The organism is Nitrososphaera sp. (assembly GCF_037447015.1).
Lineage (GTDB): Archaea > Thermoproteota > Nitrososphaeria > Nitrososphaerales > Nitrososphaeraceae > Nitrososphaera.
This window is the reverse complement of sequence record NZ_JBBIHK010000002.1, coordinates 55139-79092: the sequence shown is the minus strand read 5'-3', so window position 1 is coordinate 79092 and position 23954 is coordinate 55139. Positions and strand designations below refer to the sequence as shown.

Sequence of the window (23954 nt, the reverse complement as noted above, 5' to 3'; positions counted from 1 at the left end):
TCACCCGGAAATTGTCTGGCTCTGCTCGCGCATGAATTGCGTGAGATAGTGCGGCCCGCCAGTCCCCTTGCCGGTGGTGCCCGAGTCCTTCCAGCCTCCAAACGGCTGGCACCCGACCATCGCGCCGGTGGTCGCGCTCGCCTGCCGGTTCACGTACACCACGCCGGCCTCTATGTGGTCGAGGAACTTTTTGACCTCCTTTTCGTCCCTGCTAAAGATGCCCGCAGTCAGCCCATAGTCGGCGTCGTTGCACATCTTTAGCGCGTCGTCGAATTTCTCGTATTCTGCGACGCACAGTATGGGCACGAACAGCTCTTCCCGGAAAAGCCTGTGGTTCTTTGGCAGGCCGGCTACCACCGTCGGCTCGACGTAATAGCCGTGTTTCAGCTCGCCGTCCTTCCTTACATAGCCGCCCACCAGCACCTTGCCGTCCCTGTCTGCGAGCCGGGCGTACTGCTGGTACTTCTTGTAGGCGTCCTCGTTTATCAGCGGCCCCATGAAGGTGTTCTGCTCAAGCGGGTTCCCAACAGGCAGGCGCCCGGCCTTTTCTGCAAGGCGGCGCAGGAACTCGTCCTTTACTTTTTTGTGGACGTATACTCTGGAACAGGCGCTGCATTTCTGGCCGGAAAAGCCAAACGCCGCCTTTAGCACGCCGTCCACCGCTTTATCGAGGTCGGCGTGCTCTGACACGAGAGCGGGGTTCTTGCCGCCAAGCTCGGCTATCAGCGGCCTTGGCCTGCCGCCCTTGCCGAACTCTTGCGACATCTTGAAGCCCACTTCGCGCGAGCCTGTGAAAACGATGCCCGAGACGTCCTTGCTCTGCACGAGCTCGTTGCCGACGGTCGCGCCAGAGCCAAAGACGACGTTGAGCGCGCCGGCGCTCACGCCGGCCTCTTCAAATATCCCTGCTATCTTGCTTGCAATTATCGGCGCGTCGCTCGACGGCTTTAAAACGACGGTGTTGCCCGTTATCAGCGCGGCTGTAGTCATCCCGGTCAGTATGGCCGCCGGAAAGTTGAACGGGGCAATCACGCCCCAGACGCCGTACGGCTTTAACACGCTCCTGCTCTTTTCGCCGGGCTGCGCGCTCTTCATCTCTGTCACAAAGCCGGCGTTGCGCTCCATCTCCTCGGCGTAATAGCGCACGAAATCTATGGCCTCGTCGACGTCGCCTATCGCCTCGTACCTGTTCTTGCCGTTCTCGTACGACACCCAGGCGGCAAGCTCGAACTTGCGCTCGCTCATGATGTCTGCCGCCTTTCTGAAAACCTGCACTCGCTCCTGCCAGCCCTTCTCCCTGCCCCACCCCTCAAACGCCTTTTTCGCAGAACCGATGGCGAGCCTGACGTGGCGGGCGGTGCCTACCGGCGTGTACCCGAGCACTATCCTGGTGTCGATGGGCGACGTGTGCGGCGCATGGCTTGCCGCCTTGACGTGCTTGCCGCCTATCACCATCGGGTACTTCCTGCCAAACTCGGACCTTGCCTGCTCCAGCGCCTGCGCGTACCTGTCGTGGAACTGGCCTTCCGCCTTTTCCACCATGTAGTGGCGGAGCGTGTGCTCGTTTTCAAACATCGCGTCTTTCCTCCGTCAAGGAACCTTAAAAATCCATCAGAAAAGGTTAGTAACGGCTCCTGCATCCAGTACTGTGTAAGAGCGATCATATGAGCGCCACAAGCAACAAGTCGCGTCTGCTGATATTCCTCATGATTGCCATCTCGCTCGTGTTCTTTGTGGCAAGCTTTCTGGCCGCGGCAGTTTCAAGCGGCCCCGGCGCCGCCACGACTACTACTACCACCACCGGCGGAGCTGCGAGCCAGAGCGCGGCCGAGAGGGAGGGGACGGTGGTGGTGGGGGCGGCAGCAGGAGATTGCATAGTGGTGCGCACCGGCGAGCGCACGTTTGCTGACTGCTCGCCGTCGTGATTTTATTTTTTTATTTAACTAGGAAGAAAGGCAGGACTTGCACACAAGCTCGCGCCTTATGAGCCCCTTCTTCTGCGAGCAGTCGCTGCACGCCCTGCGGCTGCACACCGAGCACACGCCGCCGTGGCCCGTGCATGCGCTCTTGCCGCACAGCTCGCACTTGATGCTGTGCCGGGCACAAAAGGTCGAGTTGCATACGTGGCAGAGCGCCCGGTGCAGGCCGCAGGCCGGCTCAAGGCACGACCTGCAGTAGGCAAGGTGATGGTTGCACATCAGGTTGCCGCAGCTGCACGCCGAGCCTGACTGGAGCGCGACAGAGCAGGCAGAGCACCTGCCCCACGTCCCCTCCCCGGTATAGGCGCTCCACCTCACGTCGCCGTAGTGCTCCCTGCCACCGTTGATCACGACCCTTGCCCTGTATATCGTCTCGACGAGCCAGCCCTGGACCGAAAAGCTGGACTCTGATTTTATCCTGGCAAGCGCTTCATGGAGCCTTTCGTCTTCCTCCTTCTCTATCTGGCGCAGCTTTTCCTCCAGCGCCTTTCTGTCAATGTGCAGCTGCTCTATCCTGCGCCGGGTCGCCAGCACCTTTTGCTTTTTTGCCTCGACCCTGTTTTCGACAGACATCATCCGGGCCTTTTTCTTTTCCTTCTTCAGCTCTTTGTACAGCTTTTCGCCGGCCTTGACGGCGTCGATGTCGGCGTTGAGCGCGGCCTGCAGCCTGGCTGCGCTGGCGTCGATGGCCGCGATTTTTGACCGGGGCTTTTCAGACTTGGCCTCGACGTTTTCCTTGCGCTTTTCCTCCATTATCACGTCGAACCTGGCTCGCAGCTTCTGCTGCAGGTCAGCTGCGCGCCTTTCGATCTCGCCGTGCCAGCCTTCTGCCTCCTCCCTTGCCTTTGCAGGCACGGGGCGCTGCGGCGCCGGCTCCCCGCCCCCTCCTTCCCCGACGCCTGCCAGCAGCTCGCCTGCCGGCACCAGCCGGCCGCCAAAAGCGGCCAGCTCTTCCAGCTTCTCAAGCGACTGCTTTGCGTACGCTTTTTCGTGCACCGACGCGGCAAGCCCAAAGACGGGGTGGAACTCCTCTTCCTGCTCCACTGACAGCACCTGCACGGACTTGACGTTGTTGCCAAGCTTTATGAAAGACGCCAGCTTCTCTGGCGCAAACCTCTTTTCCAGAAGCGTAAAGGTCTCGTCGCCGCTGCTGCTGTCATAGTTGTGGTAATCGCTCCCCCTGTAGCTTTTTGGCTCTGCTGCGCCGGCGACGACATTTCGCCCCTCTGCTGCGGCAGGCATACTCGCCGCCGCTGGCTCTCCCCCTTTGCCAGTTTTTTCCTCTTCTTCTTCCCCTCCTTCCCTTGCTTCAGGAGCCGCCCCCTGCCGCTCTTCCTTGAAGGGTTCCATAAGCTCGGCTATCTCGCTGTTTTCAAGCGGCCCCCTGTGGTAGGTCAGCGTCCACCTCGACTTGACCACGCCCCGGAATTTCGGGTCAAAGATGTTGCAAAAGAACTCGCCTGCCTTCAGCCTTGCGATCTCTTTCTCGGCAAACGAGTCGAGCTCGAGCCCGACGCTGACGCGCTGTATGTCGCGCTGCGCGCCCAGTCTGCCTATAAAGCGGACGTTGGCGTTTGAAATGACCTTGTAGTCGAGGTCGACCGCGTTCTGGCTGGCAAGCACCAGCCCAAGGCCAAAGGCCCTGGCCTGCTTGATCAGGAGCAAAAGCAGCTTTTTCGACGGGGGCTCCCTGACAGGCGGGCAGTAGCCGGCTATCTCGTCAAAATACAGGAGGTAGCGGAGCGTCTGGGCGCTCCCCTGCTTGATGAGCCACTGGAACAGCTGCTGGAGCACGAGCTCTACGAACAGGTGCTTTTCCTGCTCCGACTGGATGTTGCGCAGGTCCAGCACGTTGATCGACGGCCGCCCGTCTTTGCTGGAAAAAATCTCTGCAAAGTCTAGCGGCGGGGCTGCAGACCACGACCTCATCTTGGGATCCGATATTAGCAGGTTTATCCGGGTTGCGAGCCTGCGCCTGTCCCTGTCGGATATCACGTCAGACACGTGGAGCGAGCCCACCGCGCTTATCGGCGGGTTCTCGACGCGCCTGATTATGTCGCTGATGGTGAGGCTCTGGCCTGCCTTCCAGGCGTCTTCCAGCAGCGCCGAGATGAACGTCACCTCGTCCCTGTCGCCTTCAGAGTAGCCGGCGAGCCTGAGCAGGCCGTACGATGTCAGGTCTAGCAAGTCGGCCGCGGCAGACATTGTGTCTGGCTCCTTCATCAGCCCTGCAAAGTCTCTTGGCGCCGAGAGGTCCGGCGATATGCCCACCGGCAGGCCGGCCGCCGACTTGGGCGTGTATATCCTGACCTGGATCCCTGCGAGCCTGGCCGCTGCAGCCTCCGGCTTTGCCAGAAACTCTTTTGCCTTTTCAAGGTACGTCTTTTGCAGCTGTTTGGCGTACTGCGCCCTGTCCTGGCCAAGCGCGTCGGCCTCCTTTGCAGACCACCTTGAAAAGTCGAAATCCGGCGACCGGAACGCCATGTTGCCGATGTCGCCCTTGGGGTCGATGGCAAACGTCGGGACGCCCTGCAGCGCGGCCTCCTCCACCATCACCTTTGAGAGCACGGTCTTGCCCGAGCCGGTGGCGCCAAGGATTACCGCGTGTTTTGTCAGCGACAGCCTGTCTATCTCAAATGGGCGGCCGCCTTCCGACTGGCCGATGCGCAGGAGGGAAGAGGAAGGAGGAGGAGGTGAAGAGTGGGATGAGGAGGAGGGTGAGGACATCTCTCTATCGACTTTCTGTCCCGCGGCAGGCGTTAAAAAGTCCTCCTCCATCTCCCCCTCTCCCCCGCCTATTGCGGGCCACCCTGTAATGGAGCACGACCTCGCCCGTCTCTTCCAAGCAGTCGGCCTCTATCAGTTTCAATTTTATCCCCTCTGACATGGCGTCAAAGCCGTCGCCTTCCACAAGCGTCGTGGCAAGCCGGCCGCCTGCTATGCGGGGCGCGACCGTCACTACCAGCTCGTCTGCCAGGCCGAGGCGCAGAAGCGACCAGTTCAGCTCCCCGCCCCCCTCCACCAGGATTTTCCGAAACCCCGTTTCTTTTTCCAGCCGGGCAAACAGCGCGTTGAGGTCGACCTGGCCCTTGCCGCCCGAATTTATCGTCACCACCTGCGCGCCGGCACGCTCTGCCGCCACAATGTTTGCAGCCGGCGCCTTCTCTGTGACTGCGATTATCGTCCTTATCTTTCTGGCAGTCCTCAGTATCCGGGATTGCGGCGGCGTCCTGCACGTGCTGTCGACTATTATCCGGGCAGGGTTCCTGCCTTTTGCAAGCCGCACAGTCAGCCGCGGGTCGTCTGCAAGCACGGTGGAGATGCCGACCATGACCGCGTCGGAGGCTGCGCGCAGGGCGTGGACGCGCCGCAGGTCCTGCCTTGACGAGAGGGCCGAGTCGCTGGCCGCAGTCGATATCTTGCCGTCGACGGTCATTGCCGCGCTTATCGTCACTTTCATCATCGGCATTGCGCGGTCAAAGCCCCCCTCCGCCGCCCGGCGGCATGGCGACGAACCAGTGGCCGCCTGCCATAACGGCCGCAACAGAGGCGGCGCTGGCCCTGTGCACTATTGCCGCGTACGGGTCGTGCACCGGATAGAGGTCTGCGTGCCTCTTGCTGATGAACACGAGGTCGGCCGCCCTGCCTGCCTCTATAAAACCCGAGTTGAGCCCAAGCATCCTGGCCGCGTTTGCGGTCGCCATCCTGACAAGCTCCTGTGGCTCTATGAACCGGCCCTGCGCGTGCGACACCTTCCAGATGTAATCGAGCTCGCGGAACACGTCTGGCGAGTTGAGCATCACGTTGTCCGTGCCTATCGCTATTTGGCAGCCTTTCTCCAGCATGTCTGCGACCCTTGGCACGCCGGCGCCCAGCACGCCGTTTGCGCGGGGGCAGACCACCACTCCTGCATTCCTGCCGGCCACGAGGGCGATGTCGCTGTCGGAGGCGTTTGTCATGTGCACCACCACGTCGGGCTTCAGGTGCTCCATCACCCTCTCGACCTCGCTCCTTCCAGTGCGCGCAAGCGAGAGCTCGACCGTCTCTTTCGACTCGGCCGCATGGATTGCCACCAGCTTGGCAGCTGCAAGCTCGCCGTACTGTACGAGCGCGGCATCCGTGTTCTCGTTTGCGCCGCTGATGCCCAGACCGTCTGCAAGCTTTAGCACCTCCTCTGCCTGCGCGACGGCCTGCTGCGGCAGAGGATCGTTGTCGCCCTGCCGATCCGCCTGAGAAGAGTGATAATAATAATAGTGCTCGGCGCGCCCGAGCGCGACGCATTTTATCGGCAGGCCGGCTACCGCCCTGCGCAGCATCCTGATGCCCTCCGGCCCGCCTTCCCGAAAGTCGCAAAAGGTGGTGATGCCCTTTTGCAGCATCGAAAGGGCGGAGCTGCGCATGAGCGCCTCCAGATGCTCCGGCCGGCTCTTTTCAAGTATCGCCTTTTTGGCCCCAACGACGGGGTGCACCCGCGCGTCGAGCCTCCTGCCTGCGCCGATGTCCTTGCCCATCGAGTCGGCGATGTGGGTGTGTGCGTTGATCAAACCCGGCATAACAAGAAAGCCGCCGGCATCAAGGCGCCTTGCTTCTTCTCTTCTGCTGCCGCCGATGCCGCCTGCGCCTGCGCTCTTTATCAGCCCGCCTTCTATCTCGATAAAGCCGCGCTCGACGTATTCCAGGTCAGGGCCGAGGAGGATGCTTGCGTTTTCTATTATTGTCGTTTTGGTCGTGGTCGTTTTTCTTGTCGCCATCGGGCCATCATCAGGCTTGTATCTCATAGATCGTCTGGACCTTGCCCTCGTCTCGCAGGTCGCGGATGGTGTCAAGGGCCTCGGTCGCCGCCGCTGCCGCCTTTTTGCCCGTCGCGCCTATGCCTATTCCGCAGTTGAGCTTGATGTCGATGCCGGCAGTCGCGGCTTTGATGGCCGCGTCGGCCTGCTCCTTTGTCACGCCGTTGGCGATCACCATGAAATTGTCGCCTCCAAGGAAAAAGGTCAGCGAGCCCAGCTTGACGAACTCGTCAGCAAGCCTGCTGTACAGCTTCATCACGAGCGCAGTTATCTCGTAGGGCGACACCCTGCCGCTCAGCTTGGTCGAGCTGTCAACGTCGATGTGCATTATCTGCACCGCCGTCTGCCCCGGGCTGCTGCTATTATTGTTGGCAGCCGCTCCGAATATCCGTGCTCTCTCGTCGGCAAACTTTTCCTGCTTTCTTGCCTCGTACGCGGCCAGGCTTGCTTCGAGCGCGCTCTTGCCCGACCCTATAGCCATCGACATTTTCAGGTCCTTGTACGAACGGGCAAGCTCCTGCTGTATCCTGGCGTGGCCTTCCACCGACAACCCCGTCGTTATCGCAAAATACTCGTCAAAGCGGTTGAAGTAGACGATGCAGCCTGCCGCGTCGAACAGGCGCTGCACGTCGTGGTATATGCGCGCCTGCAGCATCTGCAGCTGCGCCTCCCTGTCGTAGCCAAGCGTCAGCGTCCACGGCCCGTAGCCTTCTATCCTAATTATTGTCAGCTGTATCATTGTTGATCACTATTGTATTGCTGGCAGTAGCAGCAGTAGCAGTAGCAGCAGTAGCAGTAGCAGCAGTAGCAGTAGCAGCAGTTGCCGCTTTTCTTCCCCTGGCCGCTGGCTTTTCTAGCTTTCTCAGCCTCGCCACCATGCTCACCGCCGCGTCTACTGCGCGGACAGGCACCTCCTCCTGGCGGGCTATTGCCTGCTCTTCTGTCATGCCCGGGCCGGTGATGCCAAGTGCCACCGGCTTGCCGTACTTTAGAGACAGGTCGGAGATAAGCCGGGACGCGTTCTCGGCCACAATGTCGTCGTGGCGCGTGTCGCCCTTTATCACCGCGCCCAGGGTCACGACGGCGTCCACGTCCCGCTTTTTCAGCAGACGCTCGACTGCAAGGGGCATGTCAAACGCGCCGGGCACGTAAAAGATGTAGGTTGCCTGCGCGCCCCTTTTCTTTTCCACGTGCTCCCTTGCTTTTTCCAGCATCCTGTACGTGACCTCTTGGTTGAACTCGGAAACCACCAGCGCTAGCCTGATCATCATCTCTCTATCCCTCTTCTTGCTATGCCGCCTTGGCCTTTTTCTCGTACGCCTGTACAAGCTCGGCTGCCTCGACGAGCGGGATGCGCTCTCTCTGCGCGTACTCTTGCGCCCTGGCTATCGAGAGCGCCCTGTGGGTGGCCGAGTCCATCATCTCGCACATTGCGACCGCAGGCACCATGCCTGCCAGCCTTAGAAGGCAGACGCAAAGCTCGGTGTGGCCCCTGCGCTCTGCAAGCAGGCCTTTTGCCGCTATCAGGAGCGGCACGTGGCCGGGAGCCCGGAAATTATTCGCAAAATAATCTACGCCGTCCCTGTCGATGGATTTGCAGACCCTGGCCATCTCTGATATCGTCAGTGCCCTATCCGTGTCGGTGATGCCGGTAAAGGTCGACCTGTGGTTGACCGGTATTGAAAACGACGGCCGGTCGCCGTAGGCGGCCCTGCCCTCCGTCAGTTTTGTAAAGACGGGGTTGACCTTGCCCATGCTGGCAATCATGTCGTGCATGTAGGCAAGCCCGAGCTTGCCTGCGACCTCGCCCGGTATCGCAAGGCAGAGCAGCCCGCCGGCGTCCATCCTCATCGCCGCGACGTGCTCTGGCCTGACGTGCTCGGCTGCAATCACCATGTCTATCTCGTCTTCGCGCCCCCTGTCGTCGTGGACCAGCACAAACCTGCCGGCCTTGAGCGCCTCTATGGCCTGTTCAAGCAACATGCTGCCTTTGCCGCCTGGTTATTAAAAGATTACTAAAAAGATGGTATTTACCTGTTTTGTGGTGGTGTTGCCTTTATCGGGTGCTCTCTTTGGTTGTTGAATTTTGGTTGGCGGACTGTGCGCAGATAGGCGAGATATTTGTTCGATTAGGTGTTGGCTCTTTTGGCGGCGTCTTGTAGCTGTTCAGTATTTGGCAATTGAATGCCATTTTTGTTTGAGTATCGAATCAGCCGGTCTATGGAGCAGGATAGGTGCTTCAATAGCTGTGTTTAGCCTTTTAATTTTGACCGCTTCTCTAAGCTCTTCTAGTTCTTGCATCTTTAGGTGGTAGTCATCCATACATGACATACCCCTTGGCTTTTTTCTCCCTCTCTGCTGCACTAGCACGTAATTGTCGTTCTTGTTCTAGCTCATGATCCGCTATTTCGCGCAGAGGTCTATATGACGCTGTTAACTTGGCTGCTGATTTCGCCCCGGCCAGCCGGGGGCGTTAACTTGCGGATCATGTGACGATTGACTACTTTGGGCTGCCTAGATGCAGCAGGGGCCCTTTTCCTCCCCCCCTCTTTTACCTGCGCGAAAGACAGCCGCAAGTTAACATCCTGCTGGAAACATGAAAATGCGCAGCCAACTTGACAGCGTCGATGAAATGCCAAGCTGTTTATAAAGAGCTTGTCAATACATTGACAGCTAATTTATAAAGACCTTATAGATACCTAACCTGTGGCAACTGCCATCGAACTTGTAAGTCAAAATCCGTGGTGGAAAAATAAAGACGGAATCAAACAGGATAAACATTTACTCACACTTGAAACTTCGCAGATACGTTGGCTGCCTAGAATTTATTATAAATTCAATTTCGACAAAGACACTGTTTATACTCTTAGAGGTCCAAGACAGGTTGGCAAGACCACTTTCTTAAAGATGTTAATTAGAGAACTTTTAAAAAAACAAATCGACCCGCGCAGGATATTCTATTACACTTGTGATCTGGTTGATACCCCGGCAGGATTGGTAAATATTGTCAATGCTTATTTAGATACATACAGACCAAGAAAAAAAGATAGGGCGTATCTTTTCTTGGATGAAGTTTCATCCATTAGAGATTGGCAAAGAGGCATAAAACATCTCTTTGATACTGGCAGGCTCACCAATACGAGCATCATTTTGACAGGTTCCCATTCATTAGATATCAAGAAAGCATACGAAAAACTTCCGGGTAGGAGAGGCGTATTAGATGATGTTCCTGATAAGATATTGGTACCGATGAAATTTGTTGAGTATGTAGAAACTAGGAATGGTGATTTGGCCAAAATGATAGACGAGATAGGCTTACTTCATACAATTGATAGGAAAAAAGCCATAAACGAGATACTCAACGGTGAAATTCCAGAGAAAATAAAGGGACTTTCATTATACAGCAAAGAGCTGACCAAGTTATTCAACGAGTATCTGATCACTGGAGGTGTTCCAAGAGTGATAGACGAGTATGTTAAAACAGGAAACCTGACGGAGGGAGTTTACCGTACTTATGTTGACATCGTCTTAGGAGATTTGACTAGGTGGAACAAGAAGGAAACCTATCTACGGCAAATTCTGAGGAGAATTATTGAAGCATATGGCAATTCTGTCGGATGGAATACTCTCAAACAAGGAACCGATATTGCGAGCCATAATACCATCGCCGATTATGCAGACAGCCTCAAGGACAGCTTTGTATTATATTATTTGAATTTCTATGATGTTGGAAGAAATGGTCCATTATATCAGAAAGACAAAAAAATCCACTTTTATGATCCATTCTTTTTCCATGCGTTACGTGGTTGGATAAGCGGTACCGATCCATTCACAGCCAGTCAAGAGTTTTTGAACAATGAGCAGAATGCCGGTTTATTATGCGAAAGTATCGTTGGGAACCATTTGGTAAGGTTGGCATTTAATTATAGTTCTCAGCAACAGCTCTTTGATTATGAAAATTACCTATTTTATTGGAGGAGTGGAAAAGGCAGAGAGGTTGACTTTATTACCAAACTTGGTAAAGAACATCTAATGGCATGTGAAGTCAAGTACACAGGGGATATTACTAGAAATGACCTGCACGGCATAATTGACTTCAAGAAGACTACAAATAAAGCTAAAGGAATGATTCTTTCAAAGAATACATTGCAAGTAAGAGGAGGAATACCCATTTTACCAATATGGCTATTCTTGATGCTGGTATAGCAAATTGCTTAGAATATGCAAGTTGTATTAGAAGAAAGCGAAACAGATTCGGTTACTGTGCCGTAACCAGACACGCTCCTCGATCATGAATGGCTAGCACCCAAAATCAATAACGGATTCCAACAACCGAAAATTCAATACGGCCTGTTCTATTGCGCGTTTCTTTTTGCCACGTACTTGCTGAGCACGTCCGTCTCGATGTTTACTTTATCTCCTTTGCCCTTTATCCCAAGCGACGTTATCGCAAGGGTGTGGGGTATCAGCGACACCGAAAATTTCGGCCCGTCCACGTCCACCACCGTGAGGCTGATGCCGTCGACTGCCACCGAGCCCTTTTCCACAAGCGCCTGCGCAAGGTCGTTTGCGTCGTCGAGCTGGAACCACATCTTGGTCTCTGTCGGGCCCTCCTGCTTTTCCAGGATCGTGGCCGTGCCGTCCACGTGGCCCAGGACGAAGTGCCCTTCCAGCCTGTCGCCCACCTTCATGCTGCGCTCGACGTTCACCTTGTCGCCGGGCCGGACCGAGCCAAGCGACGTCCTGCGCACGGTCTCTGCCACCATCTCAAACTGCGCCGTGTCCTTTGACAGAGCTGCAACGGTGAGGCAGGCGCCGTTTATGCAGACGCTGTCGCCCTTCTTCAGCCCCCTGGCCATCTTGCTGCCAAGCTTTATCCGCATAACGGTGTCGGCGCCTTTCTTCTTGGCCTTGCCTACTGACACCACCTGTGCAAGCCCCTCTATGATGCCGGTGAACATTCCTTGTAAATGACAGGCGCAACCCTTGGAATAAAAAGATTGATTTGCCGTCCCTGCCAAGCAAATTATGGCGTGTGCTGCTGCAACACTGCCGTCATGTACGGCGACGAGCTGGCCCGGTACGGCTTTGGCAGCTCGCACCCGTGGAACAACAGGCGCATCCACGCATTCTGGTCGCGCCTCCAGTCAGAGCGCCGCGATGCCAATTTCCTGATAGAGCAGCCCGAGCTGGCAAGCGAGCAGGACATCCTGTCTTTCCACGACAAGGATTACGTCGAGTTTGTCAAGATGGCGTCGCGGCAGTGCAGGAGCATACCTCTTGACAGGGGCGACACGCCGTCGTTCCGGGGGGTGTTTGAAGCCGCGCTGTATGTCGTCGGCTCGACCCTCGCCGCGCTCGACATGGTGATTGAGGGAAAAGACAGGCTCGGCAGGAAGGTGGAGCACGCGTTCAACCCGATAGCTGGGCTGCACCACGCCCGGCGCGACTCTGCAGGCGGGTTCTGCGTCTTTAACGACATCGGGGCCGCGGTAATGCGGGCACGCCAGAAACACCGGATAAGGAGGATAGCGTACGTCGACATCGACGCGCACCACGGCGACGGCGTCTTTTACGAGTTTGAAAGCGACCCCGAGCTGTTCTTTGCAGACGTGCACCAGCAGGGGATCTACCCCGGCACGGGCTTTTCCACAGAGACGGGCGCCGGCGCAGCAAAGGGGACGAAACTGAACGTGCCCCTCCGCGCTGGGGCCGGCGACGCCGAGTTTTTGGAAGCTTTTGCAGAGATGGAGCGGTTTGTCGACGGCTGCAGGCCGGAGCTGATAATACTGCAGTGCGGCGCCGACGGGCTTGCCGGCGACCCGATAACAGACCTGCGGTACAGCGCGCAGGCTCATGCGCATGCGGCAGGCGCGCTGCACAGGCTTGCCCACAGGCACTGCGCAGGCAGGATAATCGCGCTGGGCGGCGGGGGCTACAACCCGTTCAACATCGGCAGCGCGTGGACAGAGGTGGTAAAGGCGTTTGCCTCTCCCTTTCCTTCTTCGCCCCATTGAAAAAAGCGATATACTATTAAGGTCTGGCCGGCAGAGTGGAACCAGAGAGATAACACATCATGACGACCGGCAGCAGCACTCCAAGGCAAGCTTATAACGACGTCCTCAGGCTGATGAAGGAGCACCACGAGTGGTTCAACCGCTCGATACCTCTCATCGCAAGCGAGAACATACCGAGCCCCGCAGTAAGGGAGGCCATCATGTCCGACTTTGGGAACCGCTACGCGGAGGGCTGGCCGGGCGAGCGCGTTTACGCCGGCTGCATCTACATCGACCAGGTGGAGCTCATCTGCAACGACCTTGCCCGCAGGGTGTTCCGGTCCGAGTTTGCAGACTGCCGGGCCACGTCGGGCGTCGTGGCAAACCTCGCCATCTATGCAGCGTTTTCAAACCCGGGCGACTGGATGATGGCCGCCTCCATCCCGTCAGGCGGACACATCTCGCACGGCAAAAAAGAGCACGCAGGCACCGCCGGCCTCGTGCACGGGCTCAACATAGAGCACTACCCCTTTACCAAGGAGGAGATGACCATCGACGTGGACGCGACCAAGAAAAAGATAGAGGACATGGCCCGGGAGGGCAGGGCGCCCAGGATGGGCATGTTTGGCGGGTCGCTGTTCCTGTTCCCGCACCCGGTCAAGGAGCTGGCCGGCTTTATGCACGACCACGGCATGTACGTCAACTATGACGGCGCGCACGTGGCCGGCCTGATAGCAGGGGGCGAGTTTCAGGACCCGCTGCGCGAGGGGGCAGACTCGATGACCATGAGCAGCCACAAGACGCTGTGGGGGCCGCAGGGGGGCATAATAGTGTCGTACGAAAAGCACGCCGAAGCCATCAAGAAGGGCATATTCCCCGGCAACACGTCCAGCCACCACCTGCACCACGTGGCAGGCAAGGCGATAGCTCTTGCAGAGTCGCTTGAATTCGGCAGAGAATACGCAAGGCAGGTCATCAAAAACGCCAGGGCGCTTGCAGAGGCTCTGGCAGGGTACGGGTTTGGCGTGCTTGGCGAAAAGAGGGGGTACACGATGTCGCACCAGATTGCAGTCGACGTGACGAAATTCGGCGACGGCGGCACCATCGAAAAAGAGCTGGAGAAAGCCGGCATCATACTCAACAGGCAGCTGCTGCCGGGCGACATCAAGGCCGGCAGGCACTACATGCACCCCGGAGGCGTCAGGATAGGCGTGCCCGAGATAACGCGGCTTGGCATGAAGGAGAGCGAGATGAAAGAGGTCGCAGATTTCATCAAGCGCGTCGTGGTGGACAGGCAGGACACTGCAAGGGTGGCAAGGGACGTGGCCGACTTTCGCAGGCAGTTCCAGAAGGTGCAGTACGCGTTTGACAACGCCGTGGGCGCGTACGAGTACATAAGCCTGGTCGGCGGCAACAACCGCTAGCGCGCGTTTCCAGTGGAAAACGCTGCAAATAATTGTTCTTTTATGCAACCTCCAGCCCCGGCAGGGCAAGGTGCGGCGGGAGAAGAGAAGCTTAGCGCCACCTGCTGCTGCGAAGCTCGTCCAGCTCCGCGATAATCCTGCGATGTTCTGCACGGCCGACGGGCTCGCCGGCTTTGATCCTGCTCTTGCAGGTTCCACCAGGCGGGCAGGGCTGGTTCGGCCGGATCTTCATGCTAGCCATCACCATCATCACTTTTGGAACCTGATTTTCTGTTGATGAGGGATTTCTGGGCCGCGCTCCACTTGACGTTGCCCGTCCTTTTTAGCCACTCACTCCACGTACATGTCCTGAAATTCAAGCCTCTCCCGAAAGTTCCTCTCCTTGAACTTGGCAAGCTCTTCCAGGTCTATATCGGGGAGTTCCTCTGTCACGCCAGGTACTTGTTAAAGCCGCCCTGCTTATCAAGTTTCTTCAGAAAACCTTGGAGCATGTCCTTATCGAGCTTTTCCTTGAACAGCTTGTAAAGGTGTCGGGCATCCTCCTCTATGTCTTTATCGGTGGAAAGAAAAAGCTTGTAGGCTATCTGCAGCTCGATAGGGGAGATCCGGATGGTTTTGCCATTCAGCAGGACCTGCCTGCTTTTGTCCAGTACCCAGCTATCTATCTCCCTGACCGCAGGGAACTTGATCTCTACGTTGGGCACGAACTCGCCTTTTCTGGCAAAGCGCAGCGGCGCGCCAGCTGCAAGGTAATTCCTGTAGGCGCTTTCAGGGTTGTCTGGAACCAGGCAGTCAAACTTCTTCTTTGATGCCTCTTCCCAAAGGGCCAGGAATCTGGCCTCCGGCATCTCCTCCACTATGATGTCGACATCTTCTGACGACCGGCTCCTCCCAAAGAGAATGGAAACGTAGGCCGAGACGATCGCATACTTTATCGAGTTTCTGTCCAGGATGCGTACGAAATCAAGGACGAGCCTGTCAAGGTCGTTCAGCTCCTTGTCCAGCCTTATCCGGTCGCCGGACACGTCGATTTCCATCACCTTGCTATCAGGAGCGTGTGCTGTATAACCTGATCGAAACCACTACTTTACTTCTTTTATCCTGTTGCGTGATTGTAATAAAAAGAAGAGCGCCGTGGTGAGCGGGAACGACATCGAGCGGATGGTGCAGGAGGCCGCGCGGGAAAACGCGCTGTTTGCAGACAAGAAAAAGCTGGACGGCTCGCTTCCCCAGGCTGCAGGCCAGCCGCCTGCCGGGAGGGAGGACAAGGCCGGCGAGCTTGTGAGGGCGCTTGCCGGCTGCAGGGGCTACGTCGCCCCCTTTGTCTTTGTCTACGGCCGTACCGGCTCGGGCAAGTCTACCGTCGTGAAATTCGTCTGCGAGCGCCTGCCAGTCGCGTACAGGATGGTCAACCTGCGAAAGGCGAGGACTGTTTTCGGGTGCGCTAGTCTCATCTTAGAAGAGCTTGGCGGAGGGGAGGCGGCAGGGAACGGGCAAAGCACTTCCATCGTGCTGCATAGGATAGTAGAGAGAATGGAAAAGCTGGCGTCCCATGGAGCCCCTTTCGTCCTCGTGCTCGACGAGTTTGACTCGCTCTTTTCCGACAGGCGGGGCAGGGCGTCGGACTTTGTCTACAGGCTCCTTGCAGAGCAGGAGCGGCTGCGGCAGGAGGGCAGGATGGTCTGCATCGTCGCCATCGCAAACAGCCCTTCAGAGCTGGACGAGAGGCTGAGGTCCAGGATAGGGTCGGCGCCAGAGATCTACTTTGGGGCGTACAGCAAGCAGGACATCCTTGCCATACTGAAGGACAGGGCGGCCGCGGCTTTTGCAGAGCCCGTGGACGACGGGGTGATGGAGTACTGCGCGCGCCTGTCCGCCGACGAGTTTGGCGACGCGCGCAGGGCCATCGACCTGCTGAAGGCGGCGGCAGAAATTGCGGGGCCGGCCGGCAATGGGGGGATTGATAAAAAGCACGTCGACATGGCGTCTGCCCGGCTGCAAAAGGACAGGGTGGAGGCCGCGCTTGCCGGCGCGTCGTTCCACCTGATGGCGGTGTGCAGGGAGCTTGTGCGGGCGACCATGCTTGGCGGCCCGGGCTGGTACTCCACGTCGGCTGTGTACAGGCACTATCACAGCTTTTTCCTGCAAAACGATGTGGACAGCGAGCGGCTCGGCTACAGGCGCGTGGCCGAGCTTTTGGGCGAGCTTGTCAGCCTCGGGCTTGCCGAGTCGCATGCAGGCTCGAAGGGCAGGGGAGGGTTTGGGCGCCAGTACAGGCTGGCGGCGGCGCCGGACGCTTTCATGCGCAGCTTTCCGGGGCTGTGGATGGAGGCGGAAAAGGAAAGGCAGGAGCACGGGGCGCGCATGAAGCGGTTCAAAGAAGAATCGGAGAACCAGTACGTCGGCGAGTACGAGCGCCGGCGCGCAAAGGAGATGCTCGAGAGTGAGAGGCGGTGGTGGGCGGATTTTGTCGGGGCATGATTTGCGTTTGGCAACGTCTCCAAAGCTGGCCCTCGGCGTCTTTTGCACCTATGGGAACCATTTTGTCCTGCTGCCGAGCTCCTTAAAGTGCGGGTCGTCGGTCAAGACATAGTCAGCCATTTTGCTGGACGTGAACGCGGCTACGAGCGAATCTGCAAACGGCACTCCCCTGTGCCGGACAAGCAGCCTGCCAGCCTCCACCGCCAACTTTTCGTCTATCGGCCGCACCTTCATGCCGCGCTCCTTCAGGGTGTTTACGGCCCTGACGGCCTCCAGGAAGCCTATCCTCGAGCCGGCCACCTTGATAAACTCGCCCATAACTATGCTTGGCAGCAAGATTCCGCGTGTGAGCTCTTTCTGCACAAACGCCCGCACCTTTTCGCCGGCTGCCTCGTCGAGAGGGAACTGGAGGGTCAGCAGAAGCCTGGTATCAGCTACCGATGCCGCCGCGGCAGTCATTACCGCCACTCATCGCTGCGGAGCCGGTCCAGCTCCCCAATTATCCGGTCGTACTCTTTTTTTCCTACGGGCTTGCCGCTCTTGAGCTCTGGCAAGGGCTTTAGCAGTATCCCCTCGGGGCGCTCCTCGACTTCAAGCAGTGTCCCTTCGTCGAGCTTCATCTTTTCCCTTATGCGCACAGGAACGGTGACCTGCCCCTTTTGTTTGACCCGGACTTTGTACAACTTGCAGCAGGTATAACTACAATAAAGTAGTATTAAACGGTTACCGGACCTGATGCCAGATTCACCCTCTACAATACGGTTTTGCATGAAAACGCCTCTCGCAGAGTAAAAGCAAGTGTGTGCCTAGCCAAGCTTGTTAGCTTTTGTGGGAGCAGCACCATTTTCATAATCTCTCGCAATCGCAGAGGGATTAATACTGAAACCAATAACGGTCATTCTATTATGCTGTAAGTTAAGAAGGGCATCTACATTATCAGATTTAGTCAGAATAAGCAGAGAGAGTGTGCTTGTCCTGTTGACCGAATCTTTCTATTAGTCTAGCAGTAATCGCATTCGTACATACACATCCATTGGACCATTTTGCTTCATGGAATTGGCAGCATAGGACACCTACAGGTTTCTTGCCCTCATCCCAAAATGCGGTGATGAATTGGGATTTTCTTGGTCGCACCTTTACCTGTTTGCTTTTTCTATTAATCTGAATTAGCTCTTCGATAGGATTATCCATCATACTAAATCATTAGTCCTTCGTGATGGTTCTGTGTGATATGCACGGTGGGCATGCCCATCTTCTCAGATGAGACTTTTTATAAAGAATAGAACTGTCTATCAACTTGTAAAAGTATTATTTTCTGTTTGCTAAAGTGCCGGACTCTCATTCAGCATCAGCGCCAGCAGCGCGGCCCTTAGCTCCTTGCCGTACGCCGCCTGCCTGAAGTACACCGCGTTCTTTGTGGCGTCCACCGAGTGCGCTATCTCGTCCAGCCTCGGCAGCGGGTGCATCACGGCCACGTCCTTTTTCGCCTTTTCCAGCGTCGACAGGTCGATTGTATAAGAGCCGCGCACCTTTTCATATTCCTGTATATCCGGAAAGCGCTCGCGCTGGATCCTGGTAACATAGAGCACGTCTGCCTGCGCAAGCACGTCGTCCAGCTCGCTGTGCTCCTTTATCTTCATCCTGCCCTGTATCTCATAGATGGACTCTTTGCGCACGGCAAGCGACGGCGGCGACACCAGGTGCACGTCGACCTTGTAATTGGCAAGCCCGTACAGCAGAGAATACACTGTCCTGCCGTACTTCAGGTCGCCCACTATTGCAATGGACAGCCCGTCGATCCTGCCCTTTTCCTTCAAAATAGTGTAGAGGTCGAGCAGGGCCTGCGTCGGGTGCTCCTCGCTCCCCGATCCTGCGTTCACGATGGGGTTTGTCGAAAGCTCGGCGGCAAACCTGCTCGACCCGTCCATCGGGTGGCGCAGCACTATCACGTCCGAGTAAAGGTCTATGATCCTGATGGTGTCGGCCAGGCTCTCTCCTTTCTCTACGGACGACGACTTTAGCTCCGAAATCCCTATGAAACTGCCGCCAAGCGACGCCATCGCTGCCTCAAAGCTCATCCTCGTCCTTGTACTGGGCTCGTAGAAAATATAGCCCAGCGTCCTGCCCTTGCCCAGCTCGCCCCTCTGCACCGGCTTCATGGCCGTTATCCTGTCCGTGGCAGAGAACACGTACTCCAGGTCCGACTTTGAAAAATCTTTGATCGAGACAATGTCGCGGTCGAAAAAGGGGTTGTTGTCAGGCATCTCTTTCCTCACTCGCTCTTACCTTTTCAAAAAGGAGGGGCCGTAATAAACTCTTAGCAGCAGCACCTACTTGTCAAAATGCCCTGCGGTGCGCTGGAACTCGGACAGGAACTTTTTGGCCTCGACCTCGTCCTTGAAGTAGAGGGCAAAGCTTGTCACGTACTTGCCTATCACGAGGCAGTACTCGCCATCATCGCTGTCCTTCTCAAACTCCAGGTAGTCGAGGTCGCGGGGCCCGCCCTGGTAGCCGTCGTCGTACAGCACCGCCTGCATGATGTTGACGATGTCATAGTACTCGCCGTACTTCATGGCAAAGTCGACTGCCATCCCAAAGTCGGACGACTCGATGTGGAGCGAGAACTCGCGGTTGCTCTTTATCAGGCCGAACGAGAAGTACGTCAGGTCCACCAGCTCTGGCAGGCCCGCTGCGTCGGCGGCTTCTTCTCCTTCCACGTTCCTGTAGTGGGCGTTAGCTTATTTTAACTGTCAGTCTCTCCTTTCTCAAAGAGCACCATATGCCGGCGTCGTTTGTCTACGGACAGGTCTCCCTAGATTTCGAGGTGGAAGGCAGGGTCGAGAAGGCGATTTTCAGGTACAAGTATTACGCCTCCGAGAAAAAGGTCGAGTACGTCTCGGCCGAGTACACCAGCCCCGCCCTGAAGGAAAAGGTGGAAGGCGACCCTGCCGCAAGAGAAAAAATAAACACCTACATCGCCAGGATGCTTGCCAGGCGGGACGAGGGCCTCTCATAATCATCGCTCAACTGACTACTTTAAATCGCACCGCGCTCTCTTCTTTCTCAAGAAAAAATGAAAGTAGGGATAATCGGCTCTGGCGACGTTGGGCAAAAGCTGGGCGACGGCTTTATAGAGCTTGGGCACCAAGTCATGATAGGAAGCCGCGACCCGGGCAAGCTGTCGGCATGGGCGGGCAAGCACCACGGCAGCAAGTCGGGCAGGGCATCAACCGGGACGTTTGAGCAGGCCGCAAAGTTCGGCGACGTTATCGTGATTGCAACGCTTTGGGCCGGCACCAAGAGCGCGATAGAGATGGCAGGCCCCCAGAACTTTGCAGGCAAGACGGTCATCGACGTAACAAACCCGCTCGACTTTTCGACTATGCCGCCCAAGCTGGCTATCGGCTGCACCGACTCGGCCGGCGAGACCGTCCAGCGCATGCTGCCCGACGCCAAGGTCGTCAAGGCGTTCAACACGGTGGGCAACCCGCACATGTTCCGGCCCGACTTTCCCGGCGGCAGGCCGACCATGTTCATCTGCGGAAACGACGAGCAGGCCAAAAAAATGGTGACAGACGTGCTGACAGCGTTCGGGTGGGAGAGCGTCGACATCGGCGGGATAGAGGGGTCGCGCCTGCTGGAGCCGCTAGCCATGCTGTGGATAACGTACTATTTCCGCACCAACACGGGCAACCACGCGTTCAAGCTGCTGAGGAAATAAAGATGGCCGCCTGCTGCCGGCAGACTCAGTGCGCCAGGCAGCAGATCTTTTTGATGTCGTCCTCGTTCTGGCTCTTGAACTCGATCCTTGCAACGTCGCCGGCAACTTCAAAGACATAGCTCGAGTTGCGGGGCGCCGGCGGCGGAGGGTTTGACACAAGCACGTTCCCTGCGCTGTCAAAAGCCTCCCACTTTAAGGTGGAATAGCTGGAGCCTTCCACCGTCACCTTTTTGCACGGAGGAGAGATCTCGACTGCGAGGTCGAACGGGATCCTGAGGCCGTTTGACGCGCTTGGAGGGTTTGGCTTCACCTCCAGCCCTGCGCTGTTGGTCGTGGAGAACACGAACCTGCGGGTGCCCACCATCGCAGAATACGGGTTTGGCAGGCTTGCCGCCTGCTGCGCCGTAAAGTCCAGGCACGAGGGGGCGCAGCACTCGTCGATCTTTTTTTCAATGCTGTCCAGCTTTTGCATAATGTATTTCAGCTGTCTGGAAATGGTGGGAGGGGTGCCCGCAACTGGTGCACGGGGCAGAGCTTTTACGGATTTGCGTGCAGTTTTCCGCATGCGGCCGCAGTGGCATTCTGGCAAAGATAAAGTTTCTGCAAGCCGGTACGCGCAGGTTGTTCCGGTGGCAGGTTTTTTCTTGTCAGGGCGCGTCGTCCCGGCGGCTCTTGAAAACCTGCTGCGGGCCACAACGGGTGCGCGCGAACGCACACAAGCACGCACGCACACAGGAGCAGATCGGCGGCCGGCGCGGCCGCGTATGTGCGCGCAGCACCGCGAACACTAGGTTCATATCCGATACCCTCCAAAAGGACTTGCGCTTGGCAATCTACCGCTATACGGTTTACAAGAGCCCCAACATCGGCATATTCGTGAAGGCGAACGACAGCGTGCTTGTCATGCCCCACGGGTTTGCAGACACCAAGGGCGACAAGCTGGCCGAGTACCTCGAGGTGGGGAAAATAGTGCAGGCGTCAGTCGCAGGCACGCGCCTGCTCGGGCCCATGACTGCCATGAACAACAACGGCATACTGCTCCCGCCCATAACAGAGGACGAGGAGGTGCGGTGGCTCCGCCAGAACACCAGCCTGAACGTCGAGCGCCTTGAAAACACCCGGATGACTGCCATAGGCAACCTGGTGGCGGCAAACGACAGGGGCGCGGTGCTGTCGTCTGCGATAAAGGACTCGGCGCAGCAGGTGCGCGACGTGCTGGGCGTCCCCGAGGCGCAGGTGATGGATGTGGGCGGCTACGTGCAGACGGGGGCGATGGTGGTGGCCACGAACTCTGGCGCAGGCGTGCACCCCGGCGCAAGCGAGGACGAGGTGAAGGCGGTTTCAGAGATACTGAAGGTGCCGTCAGAGCCGCTGACTGTGAACGGCGGCGTCCCCTTTCTGTCGTCCGGCATAGTGGCAAACACGAAAAACGTCGTGGTCGGCAGCCTAACTTCGGGCCCGGAGCTGATAATGCTGAGCAGGATATACCAGGCCTGACTGATGATAATAATAATGACAATGATGCTAGTAGAGATCCTGTGCGTCGGAAACGAGCTGCTGTCGGGGATAACCATGAACACGAACGCGCACTGGATAGCGGGGCGGGTGGCCGCTGCCGGCGGCACGGTCAGCAGGATCACAGTCGTGAGGGACGAGCTTGCGGCCATCTCGTCGGCGGTGAAAGAGTCGCTTGCAAGGAAGCCGGGCATACTGGTGATCACGGGCGGCCTTGGCGCCACCTACGACGACATGACCCTTGAAGGCGTGGCCGCGGCGCTTGGCAGGCCGCTTGTGCTCGACAAAAAGGCGGCAGGGATGCTGAAGAACAGCTACAAAAGGCGCGGCCTGAAGTACAGGATAAACAGGGTCAGGCTCAAGATGGCGACCATCCCGCAGGGCGCGACGCCGATAGAGAACATGGTCGGGAGCGCGCCCTCGGTGGCCATCGATTCCGGCAAGGGGACAAAGATATTCTGCACGCCCGGCGTGCCGTCAGAGATGAAGGACGTGTTCAAAAAGCACGTGCTCCCGCTCGTCAGGCGGCAGGTCGGCAGGTTTTCGGCGGAGGAGGCCAACTACATGGTGGCCGGCGTGTCGGAGGCCATGATAGCGCCGGCGCTGGCAAAAATAGTCGGCTCGAACCCTCCCCATTCGCTTTACCTGAAGACGCACCCACGGGGCTACCTGAAAAAGCCGGTGATGACGCCGCGCATCAGGGTACAGCTGATATGCAAGGGCGACGACAGGGAGGAAGTAAAAGAGAGGCACCGCAGGGTGTCGGCGCTCCTTTTGAAGGAGATACGCAGGCTGGGCGGCAGGCTGGAAGAGCGGCGGCGACGGCGATAACGATGATGACGACGACTGCGAAATGGGCACTTGCCGGCGTCGCGGCCGGCGCGGCAAGCGCGCTCTACCTGTTTTACAACTACCATCACCCTCTGCTGCTGCACGGCGCGGTGCACGCTGCGATATTTGCGTCCGGCCTCCTTCTTCCCGCCGCGTTTTTCATAAACGGGAAAAAATTGCTGGACGCAAAAAGGGCAGGCGCCTACGTGGCCGGCGCGCTGCCCGTCCACCTTGCCATCCACGCCCTGCTGATCAAAGACATCCTTCAGTTTACGGGCGTGAGCCACCTGTCGCTCAGCTTTTCGTCCTTGCCGTGAACCACGGCCTCAAACAGCGCCTTCAGCTCTTTGGTAAGCCTGCCGGGCCTGCCCCCGCCGATGCCGTCCCTGCCTATCGTGCGGTTGTCTATCTCGCCCACCGGCTTGACCTCTGCGGCCGTGCCGGTCAGGAACACCTCGTCTGCCGTGTATAATTCATCCCTTGAAATGTTGGCCTCCCTGCATGGTATGCCGTTCTCCTTTGCGATCACCATCAGGCTGTCGCGGGTGATGCCTGCAAGCGCGCCGGCAGAGGTGGGCGGCGTCACGAGCGCCCCGTCCTTTACTATGAAAATGTTCTCGGCAGAAGCCTCCACCACCATCCCGGACGTGTTGAGCATTATAGCCTCGTCAAAGCCGGCCTTGAGCGCCTCCACCCGGGCAAGCGCCGAGTTGGCATAGTTGGCAGTCGCCTTGGCGTGCATGGGCATCGTGCGCGGGTCGAGCCGGGCCCAAGACGAGGTCATGAGGCGCGCGCCCTTTTCCTCACCGGGGCTGCTGCTGCCGCTCTTGATGTACTCGTCCCACTTCCACACCGCGATTGCGACTGAAACTTTGTTTGGCATCGGGTTGACGCCCATCTTGCCGTAGCCATAGTACGCTATCGGCCTGATGTAGCACTCGTCCATCCCGTTTGCCTTTACCGTGTCCAGCACGGCCCGCTCAAGCTGCTGGCGCGAAAAGCCGATGTCCATGAAATAGATCCTGCCGCTGTCCATCAGCCGCTGCACGTGGTCCTGCAGGCGGAACACGGCGCTGCCCTTTGTGGCGGTTCTGTAGCAGCGTATGCCTTCAAACACGCCGGTGCCATAGTGCAGCCCGTGCGTCAGCACGTGGATCCTGGCGCCGTCGTGGTTAACGAGCGCGCCGTCGAGCCAGATCTTGCCTTCTTTGTTCACG

26 protein-coding genes are annotated in these 23954 nt (G+C 57.6%); 10 read left to right on the top strand and 16 right to left on the bottom strand.

Annotated features, from left to right (window positions below):
- Window positions 1–1575, bottom strand: a complete 1575-nt coding sequence (locus WKI84_RS01395; RefSeq protein ID WP_337861725.1) for an aldehyde dehydrogenase family protein — start codon at window positions 1573–1575, stop codon at window positions 1–3.
- A gap of 89 nt (window positions 1576–1664) precedes the next feature.
- Here WKI84_RS01395 and WKI84_RS01390 point away from each other — a divergent pair, with 89 nt between their 5' ends.
- Window positions 1665–1925, top strand: coding sequence for a hypothetical protein (locus tag WKI84_RS01390; RefSeq protein WP_337861724.1), 261 nt, complete (start codon window positions 1665–1667; stop codon window positions 1923–1925).
- 18 nt (window positions 1926–1943) lie between these two features.
- Here WKI84_RS01390 and WKI84_RS01385 read toward each other — a convergent pair whose 3' ends face one another.
- The 6 genes from WKI84_RS01385 to ribB are packed head-to-tail and all read right to left on the bottom strand — an operon-like array spanning window position 1944 to window position 8752.
- Window positions 1944–4706, bottom strand: coding sequence for a helicase HerA-like domain-containing protein (locus WKI84_RS01385; protein WP_337861723.1), 2763 nt, complete (start codon window positions 4704–4706; stop codon window positions 1944–1946).
- Between the two features lie 4 nt (window positions 4707–4710).
- A complete protein-coding gene (locus WKI84_RS01380; RefSeq protein ID WP_337861722.1) occupies window positions 4711–5448 on the bottom strand; it encodes a 2,5-diamino-6-(ribosylamino)-4(3H)-pyrimidinone 5'-phosphate reductase in 738 nt (245 codons plus the stop codon).
- A 7-nt stretch (window positions 5449–5455) separates the two neighbouring features.
- On the bottom strand, window positions 5456–6730 hold the full coding sequence (locus tag WKI84_RS01375; protein ID WP_337861721.1) for an amidohydrolase family protein: 1275 nt from the start codon (window positions 6728–6730) through the stop codon (window positions 5456–5458).
- A gap of 10 nt (window positions 6731–6740) precedes the next feature.
- Window positions 6741–7508, bottom strand: a complete 768-nt coding sequence (locus WKI84_RS01370; RefSeq protein WP_337861720.1) for a GTP cyclohydrolase IIa — start codon at window positions 7506–7508, stop codon at window positions 6741–6743.
- A complete protein-coding gene (gene ribH, locus WKI84_RS01365) occupies window positions 7486–8040 on the bottom strand; it encodes a 6,7-dimethyl-8-ribityllumazine synthase (RefSeq protein ID WP_337861719.1) in 555 nt (184 codons plus the stop codon). The genes WKI84_RS01370 and ribH overlap by 23 nt, the downstream gene beginning before the upstream one ends.
- A 19-nt stretch (window positions 8041–8059) precedes the next feature.
- Window positions 8060–8752: a 3,4-dihydroxy-2-butanone-4-phosphate synthase gene (gene ribB, locus WKI84_RS01360; RefSeq protein ID WP_337861718.1), complete on the bottom strand. Its 693-nt coding sequence runs from the start codon at window positions 8750–8752 to the stop codon at window positions 8060–8062.
- A 723-nt stretch (window positions 8753–9475) separates the two neighbouring features.
- Between ribB and WKI84_RS01355 the strand changes: the two genes are divergently transcribed.
- Entirely contained in the window at window positions 9476–10975 is a 1500-nt protein-coding gene (locus tag WKI84_RS01355) for an ATP-binding protein (RefSeq protein WP_337861717.1), read from the top strand.
- A gap of 149 nt (window positions 10976–11124) precedes the next feature.
- On the opposite strand, the gene WKI84_RS01350 is transcribed toward WKI84_RS01355, so the two are convergent.
- Window positions 11125–11730, bottom strand: coding sequence for a riboflavin synthase (locus tag WKI84_RS01350; RefSeq protein ID WP_337861716.1), 606 nt, complete (start codon window positions 11728–11730; stop codon window positions 11125–11127).
- A 72-nt stretch (window positions 11731–11802) separates the two neighbouring features.
- Here WKI84_RS01350 and WKI84_RS01345 point away from each other — a divergent pair, with 72 nt between their 5' ends.
- Both WKI84_RS01345 and WKI84_RS01340 read left to right on the top strand, forming a co-directional pair.
- Complete coding sequence (locus tag WKI84_RS01345; RefSeq protein ID WP_337861715.1) at window positions 11803–12786, top strand: acetoin utilization protein AcuC; 984 nt, start codon at window positions 11803–11805, stop codon at window positions 12784–12786.
- Window positions 12787–12845: 59 nt separating this feature from the next.
- Window positions 12846–14189 carry a serine hydroxymethyltransferase gene (locus tag WKI84_RS01340; RefSeq protein WP_337861714.1) on the top strand — a complete coding sequence of 448 codons (1344 nt, stop codon included), beginning with the start codon at window positions 12846–12848 and terminating at the stop codon, window positions 14187–14189.
- A 91-nt stretch (window positions 14190–14280) separates the two neighbouring features.
- Here the strand turns inward: WKI84_RS01340 and WKI84_RS01335 are convergent, their stop codons facing one another.
- Window positions 14281–14439, bottom strand: a complete 159-nt coding sequence (locus WKI84_RS01335) for a hypothetical protein (protein ID WP_337861713.1) — start codon at window positions 14437–14439, stop codon at window positions 14281–14283.
- Between the two features lie 178 nt (window positions 14440–14617).
- Window positions 14618–15229, bottom strand: a complete 612-nt coding sequence (locus tag WKI84_RS01330) for a hypothetical protein (RefSeq protein ID WP_337861712.1) — start codon at window positions 15227–15229, stop codon at window positions 14618–14620.
- A gap of 94 nt (window positions 15230–15323) precedes the next feature.
- Between WKI84_RS01330 and WKI84_RS01325 the strand changes: the two genes are divergently transcribed.
- Window positions 15324–16670 (top strand): AAA family ATPase, encoded by a 1347-nt coding sequence (locus WKI84_RS01325; protein ID WP_337861711.1) that lies wholly within the window; start codon window positions 15324–15326, stop codon window positions 16668–16670.
- 48 nt (window positions 16671–16718) lie between these two features.
- On the opposite strand, the gene WKI84_RS01320 is transcribed toward WKI84_RS01325, so the two are convergent.
- From WKI84_RS01320 to WKI84_RS01305, 4 genes are all read right to left on the bottom strand, one after another.
- Entirely contained in the window at window positions 16719–17129 is a 411-nt protein-coding gene (locus tag WKI84_RS01320; protein ID WP_337861710.1) for a PIN domain-containing protein, read from the bottom strand.
- Complete coding sequence (locus tag WKI84_RS01315; protein WP_337861709.1) at window positions 17129–17353, bottom strand: AbrB/MazE/SpoVT family DNA-binding domain-containing protein; 225 nt, start codon at window positions 17351–17353, stop codon at window positions 17129–17131. Before WKI84_RS01315 ends, WKI84_RS01320 begins: the two co-directional genes overlap by 1 nt.
- Window positions 17354–17992: 639 nt before the next feature.
- Window positions 17993–18934 (bottom strand): aspartate carbamoyltransferase, encoded by a 942-nt coding sequence (gene pyrB, locus WKI84_RS01310; protein WP_337861708.1) that lies wholly within the window; start codon window positions 18932–18934, stop codon window positions 17993–17995.
- Between the two features lie 66 nt (window positions 18935–19000).
- Window positions 19001–19387 carry a hypothetical protein gene (locus tag WKI84_RS01305; protein WP_337861707.1) on the bottom strand — a complete coding sequence of 129 codons (387 nt, stop codon included), beginning with the start codon at window positions 19385–19387 and terminating at the stop codon, window positions 19001–19003.
- Window positions 19388–19449: 62 nt separating this feature from the next.
- Here WKI84_RS01305 and WKI84_RS01300 point away from each other — a divergent pair, with 62 nt between their 5' ends.
- Both WKI84_RS01300 and WKI84_RS01295 read left to right on the top strand, forming a co-directional pair.
- The gene (locus tag WKI84_RS01300; RefSeq protein ID WP_337861706.1) at window positions 19450–19686 is read left to right on the top strand and encodes a hypothetical protein; all 237 of its coding nucleotides are present in this window, start codon (window positions 19450–19452) and stop codon (window positions 19684–19686) included.
- 57 nt (window positions 19687–19743) lie between these two features.
- Window positions 19744–20391, top strand: a complete 648-nt coding sequence (locus tag WKI84_RS01295) for an NADPH-dependent F420 reductase (protein ID WP_337861705.1) — start codon at window positions 19744–19746, stop codon at window positions 20389–20391.
- A 25-nt stretch (window positions 20392–20416) separates the two neighbouring features.
- On the opposite strand, the gene WKI84_RS01290 is transcribed toward WKI84_RS01295, so the two are convergent.
- Window positions 20417–20863 carry a hypothetical protein gene (locus WKI84_RS01290; protein ID WP_337861704.1) on the bottom strand — a complete coding sequence of 149 codons (447 nt, stop codon included), beginning with the start codon at window positions 20861–20863 and terminating at the stop codon, window positions 20417–20419.
- Window positions 20864–21216: 353 nt separating this feature from the next.
- On the opposite strand from WKI84_RS01290, the gene WKI84_RS01285 reads away from it, so the two are divergent.
- From WKI84_RS01285 to WKI84_RS01275, 3 genes are read left to right on the top strand one after another with little or no spacing between them, the layout of a single operon-like run.
- On the top strand, window positions 21217–21888 hold the full coding sequence (locus tag WKI84_RS01285; protein WP_337861703.1) for a translation initiation factor IF-6: 672 nt from the start codon (window positions 21217–21219) through the stop codon (window positions 21886–21888).
- A gap of 15 nt (window positions 21889–21903) precedes the next feature.
- Complete coding sequence (locus WKI84_RS01280) at window positions 21904–22737, top strand: molybdopterin-binding protein (RefSeq protein ID WP_337861702.1); 834 nt, start codon at window positions 21904–21906, stop codon at window positions 22735–22737.
- 2 nt (window positions 22738–22739) lie between these two features.
- The gene (locus tag WKI84_RS01275; protein ID WP_337861701.1) at window positions 22740–23054 is read left to right on the top strand and encodes a hypothetical protein; all 315 of its coding nucleotides are present in this window, start codon (window positions 22740–22742) and stop codon (window positions 23052–23054) included.
- On the opposite strand, the gene WKI84_RS01270 is transcribed toward WKI84_RS01275, so the two are convergent.
- Window positions 23003–23953, bottom strand: coding sequence for a branched-chain amino acid transaminase (locus WKI84_RS01270; RefSeq protein WP_337861778.1), 951 nt, complete (start codon window positions 23951–23953; stop codon window positions 23003–23005). The two genes, WKI84_RS01275 and WKI84_RS01270, sit on opposite strands and share 52 nt — an antisense overlap.
- Window position 23954 lies beyond the last annotated feature (1 nt).